The organism is Microtetraspora sp. NBRC 16547, assembly GCF_030268965.1.
Taxonomy (GTDB): domain Bacteria; phylum Actinomycetota; class Actinomycetes; order Streptosporangiales; family Streptosporangiaceae; genus Microtetraspora.
This window is the reverse complement of the sequence record NZ_BSSE01000019.1, coordinates 80,576-95,091: the sequence shown is the minus strand read 5'-3', so window position 1 is coordinate 95,091 and position 14,516 is coordinate 80,576. Positions and strand designations below refer to the sequence as shown.

Sequence of the window (14,516 nt, the reverse complement as noted above, 5' to 3'; positions counted from 1 at the left end):
TTATGGGCAGATGTCTGGGCAATCACTGCCCATCCCCCCACAATGAGGAACCGTGAAGCGAACCCTCCATGACGCGGCCTCGCTGGCGGCCCGGATGGGCGTCGGCGGCATCTTCTTCGCCAACGGCTGGCAGAAGCTCGAAGCCGGTCTCAACGCGACCGGCGCCCAGTTCGGCGAGTTGGGCGCTCCGATGCCGGACCTCTGGGCGGCGGCGACCATGCTCATCGAGCTGGTCGGCGGCACTCTGCTGATCGCGGGCCTGGCCGTGCCGTTCGTCGGGCTGCTGCTGTTCGCCGAGGCGGTCGCCGTCTTCGTCATCACTACCGGGCAGAACGGCATGCCGCTGACGGGTGGAGACATCAAGCTCATCGTGGCTCTCGGCGCGGCCTCCGTCCTGCTGTCGGTCGGCGGCGCCGGGCGCGTATCGGTCGATCACATGGTCGTCATCAAGCGCCGCGCGGCCGAGGCGGCGGACGAGTTCGCCGCGGACAAGGAGGCCGACGCGGTCATCGCCGCGCTACGCGAGCCCACGGACGTCTCCAGGGCCATCGCACCCGGAACCCCGGGCGCCTCCGGGCCGGCGCCGACGGGCGGAAGCGCGGACGAACCAGCCGTTTCCACCCCCAAGGGCCCGATCACCTTCCCCACGTCGCCCGACGGACCATCCGACGCGCTCTCCGGAGGGAACGCAAGCGATGCGCCGGACGCAGCGCCCGGCAAGGCGGGCGGGAGAACCGGCGGGACGACCGGCAAGGCGGCGTCCAAGGCGTCCCGCGGCACAGAACACAGCGGGTCCGGCGACGGGACGGGCTCGGGCAAGGCCGCGGACACCATGCCGAACACCGTGCCGAAGAAGGTGCCGGACACTGCGTCGGACAAGGCGCCCAGGTCGCGGATGCGCCGCGGCAAGCGGGGGCCGGACGAGAGCGCCGAGAGCCGGAGCGAGACGCCGGCCGGGCCCGAGCCCGGTGACACCCTGGTCGCGGGACGGCACCCCATGCCGTCATAGATCCGCCCGCGTAGTCCCGCCCGCTCGTGTGAGGCGTTGCCCCGGGCGTACGGCCCGCCGGCGAATCCGTGCCCGTCGTCCGGGAGATCCGCACCCCGGCTGCTCGCGGATGTGAACGGACCCAGGCGAGGTCACGTGGCGGGCGAGTTCCCGCGGCCGGAGTCCGGCTCGGCTGGCCGGGGTGTGCCGTCCAGGTAGGTGAGTACTGCGCGCACGCGGCGGTGGCCGGAGTCGTCCGGTGCCAGGCCGAGCTTGGCGAATATGTTGCCGATGTGCTTGTGGACGGCGTTGTCGGAGATGCACATCCGCTCGGCGATGGTGGCGTTGTCGTGGCCCTGCGCCATGAGGGCGAGCGACTCTCGCTCGCGGGACGTGAGGGTGCCCAGGGGGTCACCGGCGCGGCGGGCGAGGAGTTGAGCGATCACTTCGGGGTCCATGGCGGTGCCGCCGGCCGCGACGCGGCGCAGGGCGTCGACGAATTCGGCCACCCGGCCGATGCGGTCCTTGAGGAGGTAGCCGATGCCGCCGCGGCCGTCGGAGAGGAGCTCGCCGGCGTACTCGCGCTCGACGTACTGCGAGAGCACCAGGATCGGCAACGCGCCGTGCTCGCGGCGGGCCCGCAGCGCGGCGTGGATTCCCTCGTCGCGGAACGACGGTGGCAGCCGCACGTCGACGATGGCGATGTCGGGGCGGTGCTCGGCGACGGCGTCGAGGAACGCCTCGCCGTCGCCGACGACCGCCACGACTTCGCAGCCCTTCGCCGCCAGCAGCAGCTCCAGGCCGCTGGACAGCAGGACGTTGTCCTCGGCGATCACGACCCGCACGGGACCTCCTGAACGATCACTACGCGCACGGCATCTGGACGGCGAGCGCGGTGGGGCCGCCCGGCGGGCTGTCGAGGCGGACCGCGCCGTCCAGGGCGGCGACCCGCCGGCATATCCCGGCGATCCCGGTGCCGCGCGCCTCGTCGGCGCCGCCCCTTCCGTCGTCGGTGACCTCGATGGACAGCACGTCGTCGGCGCGCTCGATCCGGAGGGCCACCCGCGTGGCGGCGGCGTGCTTGGTCACATTCGTCAGCGCCTCGGCGATCACGTAGTAGGCCACCGTCTCCACGGTCGCCGGGAGCGCGCCCAGATCGGCGAGCTCGATCTGGACCGGCACGCTCGACCGGGCGGCCAGCGCCGTCAGCGCCCCGTCGAGCCCGCGGTCCGCGAGGATCGGCGGGTAGATCGTCTGGAGCACCGCGCGGAGCTCGACCATCGCCTCCTCCGCCGTGTCGTGCGCCTGCGCGAGCAGCGTCGCCACCGTGTCCGGATCGTCGGCGAGCGACTCCCGGGCCATGCCCAGCTGCATGGCGATGGTCACCAGGCGCGCCTGCGTCCCGTCGTGCAGATCGCGTTCGATCCGCTGGAGCTCCGCGCCATGGGCGTCGACCACGCCGACCCGGCTCCTGGTCAGCACGTCGACCCGCTCGGTGAGCCGCTCGCGGGCCGACGGCGCGAGCACCGCCAGGCACACCCGCGCGTGGAGTCGCGCCAGCGTCGGGAGCACCCACCAGGCCGCCGCACCGAGGACGACGATCTGAACAGAGCCCCCGACCAGCGCGGTCCCCCAATCGCCCACATGGACATCGAAGAACGGGAACAGGGTGGGACGCTCATCGGCGGGAAACGCCCACCACAACGGCAACGCCACCGCGGCGACCAGGATGTTGCCCAGGCACATCAGGGCGGCCAACCCGAGCGGGAACCCGACGGCGACGTGCGCGAACGCCCAGGCGAGAGCACGCCGCCCGCCCGGCCGCGCGTCGGCCGGAACGCCGAGCAGCCTGCCGGCCCGCTGACGGTGCCAGTTCGCCCAGCCCCGCGCCGCCGGCGGCGCAAGCAGCACCGGGAACGCAAGCGCCGTGACCACGGCGGTGGCCAACGTACCCAGCAGGTAGGCCGAGCCGGAGAACGCACGGTCACGCATGCGCACCTCCTCACGACGCCGTACGGAGATCATTATCCGTCACCGGTCACCCGCCGGGCACTACAGCGGGCTGTACCAACGCGCGTGCGGCCAGCTGTATCGTGCCGGACGTCCGGCCGAAATAGCGTCCCCGACCATGAAGCCGACATGTGTGCGGACCCGCAGACGCCTGGTCCCGGCCCTCGCCCTGATCGCCCTGTCCGCCGCCGTCACGTCCCCGGCCAGAGCCGACGGCGGCCCGCCCCCACCGCTCGACTGGAAGCCCTGCGCCCAGGGTTCCGACGACGCCCTCGGCCGGGAGCTCGACCGGGCAGGCGCACGGTGCGCGGAGCTCACCGTCCCGCTCGACCACTCAAGGCCCGGCGGCCGCACCATCAAACTGGCGCTGTCCCGCCTCCCCGCCACCGACCGCGCCCATCGCATCGGCACCATGGTCCTCAACAGCGGCGGTCCCGGCGAGCCCACGCTGGGCATGCCCCTGCAGACGCGCGCGGCCATGAAGGACGTCGCCGCCCGTTACGACCTCGTCGGCCTGGACCCGCGCTTCGTCGGGCGCAGCACGCCGCTCGACTGCGGCTGGCCCAGCGGCCTGTGGCTCCGCTCGGCCGGTCCGACCCGCGCCCGGTTCGAGCACCAGGTGGCGGTGCAGCGCGACCTGGCCGAGCGCTGCGCCCGGCGCCACGCCGACGTGCTCCCGTACGCCAACACGCGCGACACGGCCCGCGACATCGACCTCGTGCGCCGCGTCCTCGGGGAGCGCCGGATCTCCTTCCTCGGCTACTCCTACGGCAGCTACCTGGGCGCGGTCTACACCCAGATGTTCCCCGGCCGCACCGACCGCGTGGTCCTGGACAGCGCGGGCGACCCGAACAAGTGGGGCCCCAGGGCGATGCAGGGCACCGAAGACGAGGCGGAACGCGCGCTGCGCGGCTGGGCGGCCTGGGCCGCCGAACGTCACGGCAGCTATGGCCTCGGCGCCACCCCCGCCCGCGTGCTCGCCACCGTGAACGCGATCGTCGCCGCAGCGCAGGACCGCCCGCTGCGCGTCGGACCGTACGAGGTGGACGACCAGGCGGTCCCGTACATCCTCTCCGTCGGCTCCGGCGACGACCGCCCCGCGGCCCGCGCGGAGTTCACCTCCACCGTTCGGACCCTGAACGAGGCCGCGCACGGCCACCCGGCCGACCCCGGCTCTGAACTAGACGGATTCCTCGCGTTCGTCCTGACCAGCGCCGGCTCCCCGCTCGCCGGCCCGGCCGCCGCGATCATCTGCGGCGACCGCGCCGCGCCGCGCGACCCCGACGCCTACTGGAACGACGTCCAGCGCGGCCGTGCGCGCCACCCCCTCTTCGGGCCCCTCAACAACAACATCTGGCCCTGCGCCTTCTGGCCGAACCACCCGCGCGAGCGCCTCACGCACGTCGCCAACCCCGCCCCCGCGCTGATCGTGTCCGCCACCGGCGACACCGCCACCACCTACGAGGGCAGCAAGGCCATGCACCGGGCGCTGACCGGCTCCCGCCTGCTCACCCTGCGCGGCACCACCGCCCACGGGATCTACGGCGAATACGGCAACGCCTGCGTGGACGCCAAGGTCAACGCCTACCTGGCCACCGGCACCCTCCCCGCCGCCGATCCGATCTGCCATCCCTGACCCCGTTCCCCCGTACGGCCCCGCCTGGGAGGCGTGCCGTACGGGGAACGGGGCGGGACATCACCGGCCGGCGCCGACCTTGTCCACGATCTGGGTGGCGCCCATCTCCCGCGCGCAGTGGGCGCAGCAGCAGAAGCGCCCGCCCACGTCGACGCCGTGCCCCACGATGCGGCACCCGCAGTGCTCGCACACCGGCGCCATCTTGGTGATCGCGCACTCGAAGCTGTCGAAGACGTGCACCGCTCCCTGCGCGTGCACCTCGAAACTCATGTCGTAGTCGTTGCCGCAGACTTCGCAAGCCGCCATGATTCCCCCCGAATCTTCTGCTGGCTCTCGTCTACCCCCGCGGCTCTGACGATCACCACACATAATGGTCAATCTCCCGCATGTTCGCCGAAGAGATGCGAGAGGCCGACCGGACGCCGGTCACTCATCGTCGGGACGACCGCTCGCCAATCTGCCGGGCAACGTCAGGGCGGCCAACCTCGACATTTTTTGCCCGTTTTGTCCAGTTTTGGGGTAATATCGGGGGTTAATTGACGCGGAAGGGATGCCCCCCATGGCCAACTTCGTTCACGTGATGCCACTCGACGACGTCATCAGCCATGAGGGCACCCCCGACTGCGTCTGCGGGCCGGGAGGCCAGCCGGTCGAGACCCTGGCCACCCACGAGCCGGTCGGCATGGTTTACCACCACCACGCCGTCCGCCCCTGCCACCAGTGGGAGGCTTCGGCCGAGTTGTAAGCCCGAAATTGGGGGAAACACGGCCGCGCTGGACGCGCAGGCGGCGGCAGCCGTAGCGCACGACCTAACCGGCCATGCCGAGGAGCACGGCGGCGGTGCCCACGCCCAGCGTGAGCGGATACGCCCACCAACTGGGCGCGGGCCCGTCCCTCAGGACGCGAACTCCCAGCGGCACCAGCGCCACGCACAGGCCGAGGGTGGTGACGATCGACATCGGGCCCGTCCCCTTGAGCACCCCGATCGGCAGGGCGCTCATCGACGCCAGGGCGACGGATCGGGCGATCCCCAGCGCGTTCGACCGCCACGCCCCGACGGCCAGCACGATCCACCCGAAGAAGACCGCCACCGACAACGACTGGAACACGTGGAACGCGCCATAGTAGGAGTCGGCCACCGCCTTCCAGGCCTGTTCCATCCCCTGGTCGTCGACGAGCTGGAACGTCAGATGGTTGACCCCGGCATGGAAGGTGCGCGCGAAGAGCCCGAGCAGGACCATCACGCCGCCCCACAGCGCCAATCGGGGGCTGGCCGGCCAGATGCGCCGGACCAGCGCGATGACGGCGGGCCACAGCAGGACGTTCCCGATGGCGAAGGCGCTGTAGGAGGTGGTCATCCTGCCGGGGCTCTCCGCGAACGCGGCGAGCTGCGCGGGAAAGAACCCGTTGTAGTCGGCGCGGAGCAGCACTCCCGTGAGCATCGAGACCGGCCCGAGGACGAGCGCGACGCCCTCCACCCGGCGTCCGGGGAAATCGAACGAGGTCGTTGTCATGCCCTTGATCCAACCGCCGCGGCGGCGGCCGCACATTCGCGCCGGAACGAGATCTCGCAGTAGAGCTGGCACTACCTCGGCTCGGTCCGCAGGTAGGCAAGTACGGCCAGGACGCGGCGATGGCCGTCGGTGTCGCGCGGAAGGTCGAGCTTGGTGAAGATGCTCGCGATGTGCTTGGCGACCGCCGCGTCGGTGACGAAGAGGGCCTGGGCTATCGAGGCGTTGGACCGTCCCTCGGCAATCAGGCCGAGCACCTCCAGCTCCCGCGGAGTGAGGCGGCGCAGCGGGTCGCGCCGCTGGCCGAGCAGTTGCCGTACGACCTCAGGGTCGATGACCGTGCCGCCCTCCGCGACCCGGATGACCGCGTCGACGAACTCGGTCACGTCCCCGATCCGGTCTTTGAGCAGGTAGCCGATGCCGGCGCCGCCGGAGTCGAGTAGCTCGGCGGCGTAGGTCTGCTCGACGTACTGGCTGAGCACCAGCACGGCCAGATCCGGGTGCCGCCCCCGCAGCATGAGTGCGGCGCGCAGTCCCTCGTCGGTGAACCCGGGAGGCATCCGCACGTCGGCCACCACGATGTCGGGCCGGTGCTCCTCCACCGCCGTGACGAGGGAGCCGGCGTCGCCGACCGAGGCGACGACCGCGTGGCCGAAACGCTCAAGCACGCCGGCCAGGCCCTCGCGGAGGAGGACGGCATCCTCTGCGATCACTACACGCACGGGATCTCCACTCGTATCGTCGTCGGCCCGCCGACCGGACTGGACAGCGACAGTCTGCCGTCCGCCACGGCGACCCGGTCGGCCAGCCCGGTCAGGCCGGTGCCGCCTAAGGGATCGGCACCGCCGATCCCGTCGTCGCGGATCTCCACGACCAGCACGTCGTCGACCAGACGCCCGTTCACCCTCGCCCGGGAGGCCCGGCTGTGCTTGGCGATGTTCGTCAAGGCCTCGGACACGACGTAGTAGACGGCCACCTCCACGGCCTCGGGCGGCCGCCGCGGCAGGGAGACGTCCACGTCCACCGGGATCGGGGAGCGCCCCGCGACGTCGCGGACGGCGGCGGCCAGGCCGCGGTCGGTGAGCACCTGCGGATGCACGCCCCGAATCAGCTCCCGCAGCTCGGCCATGGCTCGTTTGACCTCCTCATGTGCCTGCGCGAGTTGCTCCGCGATCGGCGCGTCCGGTGGCAGGTCGAGCCGGGCCAGCCCCAGCCGCATGCTCAGCGCGACCAACCGCTGCTGGGCACCGTCGTGCAGATCGCGCTCGATCCTGCGGCGTTCCATCTCGAATCCGTCCACCAACCGGGCGCGCGAGCGCAGCACCTCGGCGAGGTCGGCCTCGCGCGGGGCGAGTAGCGCCCTGATCACGGCTCCGCGCGCCCCTGCCCAGACGGTGACGGCGTAGGCGGCCACCGGAAGCAGGAGCAGGCCCGCGACCGAGGCCGCCAGCGCGGCGACGAACCCCCAGCTCCCGTCCACCGGCTGGACGGCGGGCGAGAGGACCAACACGACGGGGCCTCCGACGGTGAAGCAGACGACCACCAAGTCGATCCACCAGAACACGAGGAGCGAGACCAGGGTCAGCCCGGCCTCCCGCCACAGCCTGCCGGGCGCGGGAGCGATCGGGGTGAGGTCGACCAGCCGCAGCCGCCACCGCTCGAACCTTGCCACCGGCGGCACGAGCAGACCCGCGGCGGCAAGGCCGGCGACGACCATGAGCGGGACGAATCCCAGGAGGGAGATCACCCCCGCGGCAACGGCGACGGCGACACCGAGCCCGGCGCTCGACAGCAGATACGCCAGAGACCGCCACGGCCACCGGGACCGCAGGAAGGACAGCGGATGCCGCGCGAGCGCCTCCAGGGCGGTCCGAATGCGCACCGTCAGACGCTATCCGCCCGGCGCTCGACCGCAGGCCGTTGACTCCGCGATCTCGGCTCGCGGCAGCGCTGGGCGAGCCACCCGCCATCCGGCCCCGGCCATGTGGCACGTGCACAACGAGTACGGCACCGGCCGCCACTGCGAGGACCGCGACCCGCCACGCGATCAGGACGTGGCCGCGCAGACGTCCTCGTACGGCAGGTCGGGAAGGTGCTCCCGCCACTCGTCCTCGGAGAGTGTGCGGCCCGCCCGCGCGCACACGGCCGCGGCCACGGCGTCCGGCGTCACCGCCCGCCTCTGGACCGCCCCGTCCGCGTCGATGCTGGTCAGGACCAGACCGTCGGAAACCCCGGAACTCCCGGAACCGCCGCCTGGACCGCCTGGACCGAACGCCACGGACACAACGTCGGCCCCGTGGGTGCTGACCGCTTCCCCGATCGCCGCCCCGGAGCCGATGTCCCACAACCGGACCTCCCGGCCGGTGCCCGTGGCGAGGAGAGTTCCATCCGGACTGAAGACCATGGCGCTCACCGGGTTCCGCTCGGCGCGGAGCACCGGGCCGTGCCGCTCGCCGGTCCGGGTGTCCCAGGCGATCACCCGGCCCGCGCCGTCCAGGGTGACCACGAGCGGGTCTCGCGGGTGGAAGGCGACCGCTGTCAGCGTCTGGTCGTTCGCGGCGAAGGACCGCACTTTCCCCGAGGTGACGTCGATGAGGTGGCCGATGTTCTGCCCCAGCGCGGCCAGAAGTCGCCCGTCGGGGCTGAAGGCCATCGTCGCCACGTCCCCGTCGGGGAGCTTCGCCGCGACGCGCCACGTCCCCGCCCTCAGGTCGGCGACACGGACCTCCGCACTCATGGACAACGTGATCACCGTGGCGGCGGCCCTCGTGCCGTCCGGACTGACGGCGACACCGAGGATGGAGGAGTTCGCCGCGTCCCGGACCGCGGTCGCCGCCAGTTTGCGGCCGCTCTCGCGGTCCACCGCCCAGGCGCGCCTTCCGTCATCGTCGGCGATCACCGCGATCCGCGCGTCACGGCTGAAGGCGATGTCCTGCAACGACTCGGTGACCTTGATCGGCATGCCCGCCGCCCGCCCGGTCCGCGTGTCACGGAACGTGACGGCGCCGGACGGGTTCGGGTCACCGGCGGCGAACCTCCCGTCCGGCGTCAGCACGGCCGCTCCGTTCGCCGGCCCGACCTTGGCCGGCCGGGTCAGGTCCGCGATGCCCACCGTGTGGACCGTGTCGTCGAGGATGTACCGCAGCGCCTGTCCGTCGCGGTCGAAGCGCACCTGCGCCGCCTCGCCCAGAGTGGGGTGGACGAGCAGCAGCGCCTGGTCGGCCGCCCGCCACACCCTGACGGCGTCCTCGCCGCGGACCGCGAGGAACCGGCCGTCCGCGCTGAAGGTCACCGCCGGCCGTCCGGTGGCGGCGGGCCCGAACGGCTCCTCGGTCTTCCCCTGAGTGAGGCTGGTCAGCGTGATCCCCTCATTGGCCACGCAGGCGAGCGTGCGGCCGTCCGGGCTGAACGCGAGCGCCTGCGGTCCGATCACGTCGTCCGCCCACGCCGACGATCGGCCGCCGCAGATGCCCGCGGGCGTACGGCGCCGCGTGGCACCGGGCAGGTCGAACAGCAGGGGGCGTTCGCCGACGCCGTCGATCGCCGCGATCCGGCCGGTCGGGTCGGCGTCCGCCAGGTAGCCCGGCCGTTTGGGAGTCGCGGCTCCGGTGTCGAGGTTCCACAGCCGGACCATGCCGCTGAAACCGATGATCAGCACTCGCGGGCTCGCACCGAACGCGATCTCGATCGGATAGTGCGGTTCGTACGTGCCGAGGCCGAGGGACAGGCTCCTCCCCGTGACCGCGCCGGTCCGCACGTCCCAGACGCGGACCCACGTGCCGGCCGCGACCGCGAGAAGCCGCCCGTCCTGGCTCAGCGCGATCGAGTGCAGGTGCCGACCGCGGATGCCGAGGCCGGACCAGCCGCCCGTCCGCCGTCCCGACGGCGCATCCCAGACGGTCACGCCGTCGCCGTAGACCGATGCGGCGGTCCGCCCGTCCCCGCTGAGCGTGTGGGCGGAGCCCTTCAGCCGCAGCACGCCCCGTTCCCGCTGGGAGAGCGACGTGAACAGACCGCCGCGCGCCTCGGCCGTGTCGCCCAGCCGCCAGGCGGCGACGCTGAGCAGCATCCCCTTGACCGGGTCGGTGTCCCTCAACCGGTCCGCCAGGGAGGCGAGGCTCCGGGACTCGGCCAGGTCCCGCTGCTCTCTCACGACTCTGCTCTGCCATACCGTCGCGACACCGAAGCCGACCGCGAGCACCAGCAGCGCGGCGAGGGCGACGGTGACGACGCGGCGACGCCCCGCGCGGCGGCGGGCCAGCGCGGATCCCGCGTCGAGGAAGTCGCGTTCGAGGCGGCTCAGCGTCAGGTGGCGGCGGCCGGTGGCCGCCCAGCGCAGGAGGGTGTCCAACCGGTCGCCGTGGAGCAGGTCGCCGTCGCCGCCGCGGTTCCAGCGCCGCGCAGCGAGCGTGATCTCGCGGAGCACGGCGAGGCCCGCGCGTTCGGCCTGGACCCAGGCGCGGAAGCGGGGCCACGCCTGGATCAGCGCGGGGCGGGTCAGCTCGATCTCGCCGTCGCGCTCGGCCAGCAGATACGTGAAGACCTCGGTGATCCGGGCGACGATGGCGGCCTCTTCCTCCGATCGCCCCTCAATCAGCTCGGCGCGCGACGCCTTCCTGGCGATGACCTCGCCGTTGTCGTTCACCGTGGCGAGCCGCAGGAACACCTCGGGAACCAGCTCGCGTTCCGCCGCGGTGAGCGCGCCGTATCCCTCCTCGGCGAGGATGCCGAGCCCCGGGTCGGCGGTTCCCCGCCCTGCGAGCAGCCCGGCCTCGGCGCTGCCGAGCACCAGCAGATCTTCGGAGCCGGCGCCGTGGGAGCCGGAGATCAGGCCGTTCAGCAGCTCACGGGCGGCCGGGCGGGCCGTCGGATCCTTCGCGAGCGCGGCGGAGACGAGGGGGCGGAGCGAGCGCGGCAGCGCTCCCAGGTCGGGATCCTCCGAGAGCACCCGGTGCATGACGCCGCCGAGGCTCTCGGCCTTGAACGGATCCGTACCGGTGGCGGCATACAGCACGATGCCGCCCCAGGCGAACACGTCGGCGGGCGGCCCGGCCCGCTCGCCGATGAAGACCTCTGGCGCCATGTAGGTGGGGGTCCCGGCGACCAGCCCGGTCGCGGTGAGGGACATCTCCAGGGTGCGGGCGACGCCGAAGTCGATGACGCGCGGCCCGTCCGGCCCGAGCAGCACGTTGTCCGGTTTGAGGTCGCGGTGGATCACCCCCGCGTCGTGGATCGCCACGATCGCCGTGGCCACGGCGGTGGCCAGGCGGTGCAGGTCGTCTCCGGCGAACCGGCGGCCGTCGGCGACCGCCTGGCGCAGGCTCACTCCCTGGACGTACTCGCTCACGATGTACGGCCGGGGGCCGTCGAGGACGGCGTCGATCACCTGGGCGGTGCAGAAGGACGCCACCCTGCGGGCCGCCTCGGCCTCGCGCCCGAACCGGCGTCGCAGCTCCTCGTCCTTCGCCGCGTCACCGTGCAGCACCTTGATCGCGACCCGGCGACCGCCGGGGTCGTACGCCTCGTAGACCACTCCCTGCCCGCCCGCGCCGAGCCGCCCGGCGAGCCAGTAGTCCCCCAGGCGCGCGGGGTCCTCACCAATCAAAGATCCTGATGCCACGACTCATCTGACGTCCGGGATCCGGATCTCGTTGCGTTTCATTTCGGTAACGCCGCAGTTGGGCGGAGCACTCGCCCCGCTTTCCACCCGCTCGCACGGCGAGCCGGACGGGCCACGGGTGTGGCGACTTCGGGGAGACCCCGAAGAAAAGCGCGCAAACCGAACATGGCACAGTAGTCACTCAGGTCCCGTTACACATCAACCGCTTTACACCGGTTTTACGGGTTGATCGATAGACATTTTGTGAAGTAACGGAATCATCACGGTCGGGGGGATCGGAAAGATGCTGAGGGTGGTCACGTCGCTCGACGGGTCGCTCGACACGCCGTTCGGCAAGGTGCGGGACATCAGGTCCGTACTGCGCCGCAAACCTAAGCGCGACACGAAGATCGTTGATCTACAGGCCTACACAGGCCGCAATGTCATCCGGTTCCCGAAGCCCGGACCGACCTCGGCCGCCTGAGCTTTCCGGCGACCGCGCCGTACTGGTTGGATATCACCCTATGGGTGATCTGTCCGCAACTGAACGAACCCGGCACCGCAGGCTGCGCGAGCAGGGCCGTACGAACAGGGAAGAGCTGTTCGACGTCCTCGGTGCCGGGTTCGTCTGCCATCTGGGAGTGATCGTGGACGGCGCGCCCATGGTGGTGCCGACGGTCTACGGCTTCGACTCCGAACACCTGTACATCCACGGATCGGTCGCCAGCCGCAGCCTGACCGGCGACGGGCGGGCGACCGTGTGTGTGACGGTCACACACGTCGACGGCCTGGTCCTGGCCAGATCGGTGTTCGAGCACGGCGTCAACTATCGCAGCGCGGTGATCTACGGTGTGCCGCGCGCGCTGGAGGGCGAGGAGAAGCTGGAGGCCCTCCGGCGCCTCACCGAGCACACCGCCCCAGGGCAGTGGGACTACGCGCGCCGGCCGAACCGCAAGGAACTGGCGGCCACCACGATCCTGGCGATCTCGCTGGAGGAGGCCTCGGTCAAGGTCCGGCAGGGCCCGCCCGACGACGCCGACGATCCGCACGAGGTGTGGGCGGGCGTGCTGCCTCTCGCCACGACCTGGCAGGCCCCGGTCACCGACCCGTCGGCCACCCGCGAGGTCCCCGATCACGTACGGCTCCGCGCCGGAACCCGCCTGAGCTGAACAACCCGGGGCTACCCGTGCCGACGGGGCTCCGAGCGGGACCCCGGGCGAGACCCAGGGCTGAGCCCCAGGGGGCGAAACGTGACGACCGCGACAACGCCGGAGGCGCGCCACGGCGGTTCACCGGGGGCGGTCCGCCTCGGATCCCGCTCGCCATACGCCAGCGTATTAAGGGCTCTATGGTGCAGGATGGGGTCCGTGACCCCTTCCCCAGCGGTCGTCCAGCCTGATCAGGAGTTGATCAGAGAGATCCTGGACGAGTTGGACCTCGAGCACGCCCTCGACTCCGAGGGTGACATCGCCATCTCCACGGCGGAGCTCACGGTCTTCTTCCTGTTCGGTTCCGAGGGAGACCTGTTCACGATCCGCACCTTCTACGAGAAGCACTACTCGGTCGACGACAAGCCGATGCTGGTCACCGCGCTGAACGAGTGGAACGCCGACACCATGTGGCCGAAGGTCTACAGCTTCACCCAGGACAGCGGTGTGATGAGGGTCGTGGGCGACTCCCAGCTCTACGTCGGCGCCGGCGTCACCCGCGAGCACCTCACCACGGTGGTCGCCCACTGGGTCAGGTCCGCGCTCAAGTTCCACCGCTGGCTCACCGACCGGCTCGCGTTCGAGACCGACTGACCCGCGGCCCGCCCGGGGCGGGCCGGAACCCCCGATATGGTGGGGATCCCCTCTCCCCCGACTCCCCGGAGCGCTGCCCGCCGATGCCCGAAGGTCACATCATCCACCTGCTCGCCGCCGAGTACGGCCGGCGGTTCACGGGCGGCGTGGTCGCGGCGAGCAGCCCGCAGGGCAAGTTCTCCGACAGCGCGGCCCTGCTCGACGGGCAGCGCATGGCCGTGACCGACGCCCACGGCAAGCATCTCTTCCTCGGCTTCGAGGGGTTCGACGGCCACGGCTGGGTGCGCGTCCACCTCGGCCTGTACGGAAAGGTCGCCTTCGGCCCGGCCCCCGCCCCCGCACCCGTCGGCGCCGTACGGCTCCGCCTGGAAAACGAGCGGGATTACGCCGACCTGCGCGGGCCGACGGCCTGCGAGCTCATCACCGCCGGAGAGAAACAGGCGGTGCACGACCGCCTCGGCCCCGACCCGCTGCGGCCGCACGACGATCCCGAACGCGCCTGGTCGCGGATCACCCGGTCACGCGGGCCGATCGCGGCGCTGCTCATGGACCAGAAGATCATCGCCGGGGTCGGCAACGTCTACCGGGCCGAGGTGCTCTTCCGCCACGGGATCGACCCGTACCGCCCCGGCCGCGAGCTGAGCCGCGCCGAGTGGGACGCCATCTGGGCGGACCTCGTCGCGCTCATGCGCGAAGGCGCTACCTCAGGCCGGATCGACACCGTACGCCCCGAGCACATGCCCGAGGCCATGGGACGGCCGCCCCGGGTGGACGACCACGGGGGCGAGGTCTACGTCTACCGGCGGGCCGGACAGGCCTGCCATGTTTGCGGCGGTGAGGTCCGCACCGCCGACCTGGAGTCGCGCAACTTGTTCTGGTGCCCCGCCTGCCAGCCGCGCTGAGGTTCGGCCGAGTCGGTCCCCACCTGAACGGATCTCAGGACCCGCTGATCAGGACCCGCTGATCAAGC

General features: G+C 71.9%; 14 protein-coding genes. 7 read left to right on the top strand and 7 right to left on the bottom strand.

The genetic code is table 11. The annotated features are described in order from the left end of the window. The first annotated feature begins 52 nt into the window (after window positions 1-52). On the top strand, window positions 53-1,009 hold the full coding sequence (locus QSK17_RS24165) for a DoxX family membrane protein (RefSeq protein ID WP_285707471.1): 957 nt from the start codon (window positions 53-55) through the stop codon (window positions 1,007-1,009). A 131-nt stretch (window positions 1,010-1,140) separates the two neighbouring features. On the opposite strand, the gene QSK17_RS24160 is transcribed toward QSK17_RS24165, so the two are convergent. Then, window positions 1,141-1,833, bottom strand: a complete 693-nt coding sequence (locus QSK17_RS24160; RefSeq protein ID WP_285707470.1) for a response regulator transcription factor — start codon at window positions 1,831-1,833, stop codon at window positions 1,141-1,143. A 19-nt stretch (window positions 1,834-1,852) separates the two neighbouring features. After that, complete coding sequence (locus QSK17_RS24155) at window positions 1,853-2,980, bottom strand: sensor histidine kinase (RefSeq protein ID WP_285707468.1); 1,128 nt, start codon at window positions 2,978-2,980, stop codon at window positions 1,853-1,855. A gap of 136 nt (window positions 2,981-3,116) precedes the next feature. Here QSK17_RS24155 and QSK17_RS24150 point away from each other — a divergent pair, with 136 nt between their 5' ends. Continuing rightward, a complete protein-coding gene (locus QSK17_RS24150; RefSeq protein ID WP_285707467.1) occupies window positions 3,117-4,634 on the top strand; it encodes an alpha/beta hydrolase in 1,518 nt (505 codons plus the stop codon). 60 nt (window positions 4,635-4,694) lie between these two features. Here the strand turns inward: QSK17_RS24150 and QSK17_RS24145 are convergent, their stop codons facing one another. After that, window positions 4,695-4,940, bottom strand: a complete 246-nt coding sequence (locus QSK17_RS24145) for a metallothionein (protein WP_285707466.1) — start codon at window positions 4,938-4,940, stop codon at window positions 4,695-4,697. Between the two features lie 253 nt (window positions 4,941-5,193). On the opposite strand from QSK17_RS24145, the gene QSK17_RS24140 reads away from it, so the two are divergent. Continuing rightward, a complete protein-coding gene (locus QSK17_RS24140; protein WP_285707465.1) occupies window positions 5,194-5,379 on the top strand; it encodes a hypothetical protein in 186 nt (61 codons plus the stop codon). A gap of 64 nt (window positions 5,380-5,443) precedes the next feature. On the opposite strand, the gene QSK17_RS24135 is transcribed toward QSK17_RS24140, so the two are convergent. The 4 genes from QSK17_RS24135 to QSK17_RS24120 form a co-directional block, all read right to left on the bottom strand. Beyond that, entirely contained in the window at window positions 5,444-6,148 is a 705-nt protein-coding gene (locus QSK17_RS24135) for a hypothetical protein (protein ID WP_285707464.1), read from the bottom strand. 71 nt (window positions 6,149-6,219) lie between these two features. Then, the gene (locus QSK17_RS24130) at window positions 6,220-6,867 is read right to left on the bottom strand and encodes a response regulator transcription factor (protein WP_285707462.1); all 648 of its coding nucleotides are present in this window, start codon (window positions 6,865-6,867) and stop codon (window positions 6,220-6,222) included. Continuing rightward, window positions 6,858-8,027, bottom strand: coding sequence for a sensor histidine kinase (locus tag QSK17_RS24125; protein ID WP_285707460.1), 1,170 nt, complete (start codon window positions 8,025-8,027; stop codon window positions 6,858-6,860). The genes QSK17_RS24130 and QSK17_RS24125 overlap by 10 nt, the downstream gene beginning before the upstream one ends. 165 nt (window positions 8,028-8,192) lie before the next feature. After that, window positions 8,193-11,750 carry a serine/threonine-protein kinase gene (locus tag QSK17_RS24120; protein WP_285707458.1) on the bottom strand — a complete coding sequence of 1,186 codons (3,558 nt, stop codon included), beginning with the start codon at window positions 11,748-11,750 and terminating at the stop codon, window positions 8,193-8,195. Window positions 11,751-12,048: 298 nt separating this feature from the next. Between QSK17_RS24120 and QSK17_RS24115 the strand changes: the two genes are divergently transcribed. The 4 genes from QSK17_RS24115 (at window position 12,049) to QSK17_RS24100 (ending at window position 14,448) form a co-directional block, all read left to right on the top strand. Next, window positions 12,049-12,228: a hypothetical protein gene (locus tag QSK17_RS24115; protein WP_285707457.1), complete on the top strand. Its 180-nt coding sequence runs from the start codon at window positions 12,049-12,051 to the stop codon at window positions 12,226-12,228. A gap of 40 nt (window positions 12,229-12,268) precedes the next feature. After that, complete coding sequence (locus QSK17_RS24110; protein WP_285707456.1) at window positions 12,269-12,913, top strand: pyridoxamine 5'-phosphate oxidase family protein; 645 nt, start codon at window positions 12,269-12,271, stop codon at window positions 12,911-12,913. A gap of 198 nt (window positions 12,914-13,111) precedes the next feature. Beyond that, window positions 13,112-13,546 carry a type III secretion system chaperone family protein gene (locus QSK17_RS24105; protein ID WP_285707455.1) on the top strand — a complete coding sequence of 145 codons (435 nt, stop codon included), beginning with the start codon at window positions 13,112-13,114 and terminating at the stop codon, window positions 13,544-13,546. A gap of 83 nt (window positions 13,547-13,629) precedes the next feature. Beyond that, entirely contained in the window at window positions 13,630-14,448 is an 819-nt protein-coding gene (locus QSK17_RS24100; RefSeq protein ID WP_285707454.1) for an Fpg/Nei family DNA glycosylase, read from the top strand. Window positions 14,449-14,516 lie beyond the last annotated feature (68 nt).

What these genes read in the sequence shown, in the direction of transcription:
- QSK17_RS24110 (WP_285707456.1), top strand. Translation starts at nt 12,269, where the DNA reads ATGGGTGATCTGTCCGCAACTGAACGAACCCGGCACCGCAGGCTGCGC.
- QSK17_RS24100 (WP_285707454.1), top strand. Translation starts at nt 13,630, where the DNA reads ATGCCCGAAGGTCACATCATCCACCTGCTCGCCGCCGAGTACGGCCGG.
- QSK17_RS24155 (WP_285707468.1), bottom strand. Translation starts at nt 2,980, where the DNA reads ATGCGTGACCGTGCGTTCTCCGGCTCGGCCTACCTGCTGGGTACGTTG.
- QSK17_RS24145 (WP_285707466.1), bottom strand. Translation starts at nt 4,940, where the DNA reads ATGGCGGCTTGCGAAGTCTGCGGCAACGACTACGACATGAGTTTCGAG.
- QSK17_RS24115 (WP_285707457.1), top strand. Translation starts at nt 12,049, where the DNA reads ATGCTGAGGGTGGTCACGTCGCTCGACGGGTCGCTCGACACGCCGTTC.
- QSK17_RS24135 (WP_285707464.1), bottom strand. Translation starts at nt 6,148, where the DNA reads ATGACAACGACCTCGTTCGATTTCCCCGGACGCCGGGTGGAGGGCGTC.
- QSK17_RS24150 (WP_285707467.1), top strand. Translation starts at nt 3,117, where the DNA reads ATGAAGCCGACATGTGTGCGGACCCGCAGACGCCTGGTCCCGGCCCTC.
- QSK17_RS24140 (WP_285707465.1), top strand. Translation starts at nt 5,194, where the DNA reads ATGGCCAACTTCGTTCACGTGATGCCACTCGACGACGTCATCAGCCAT.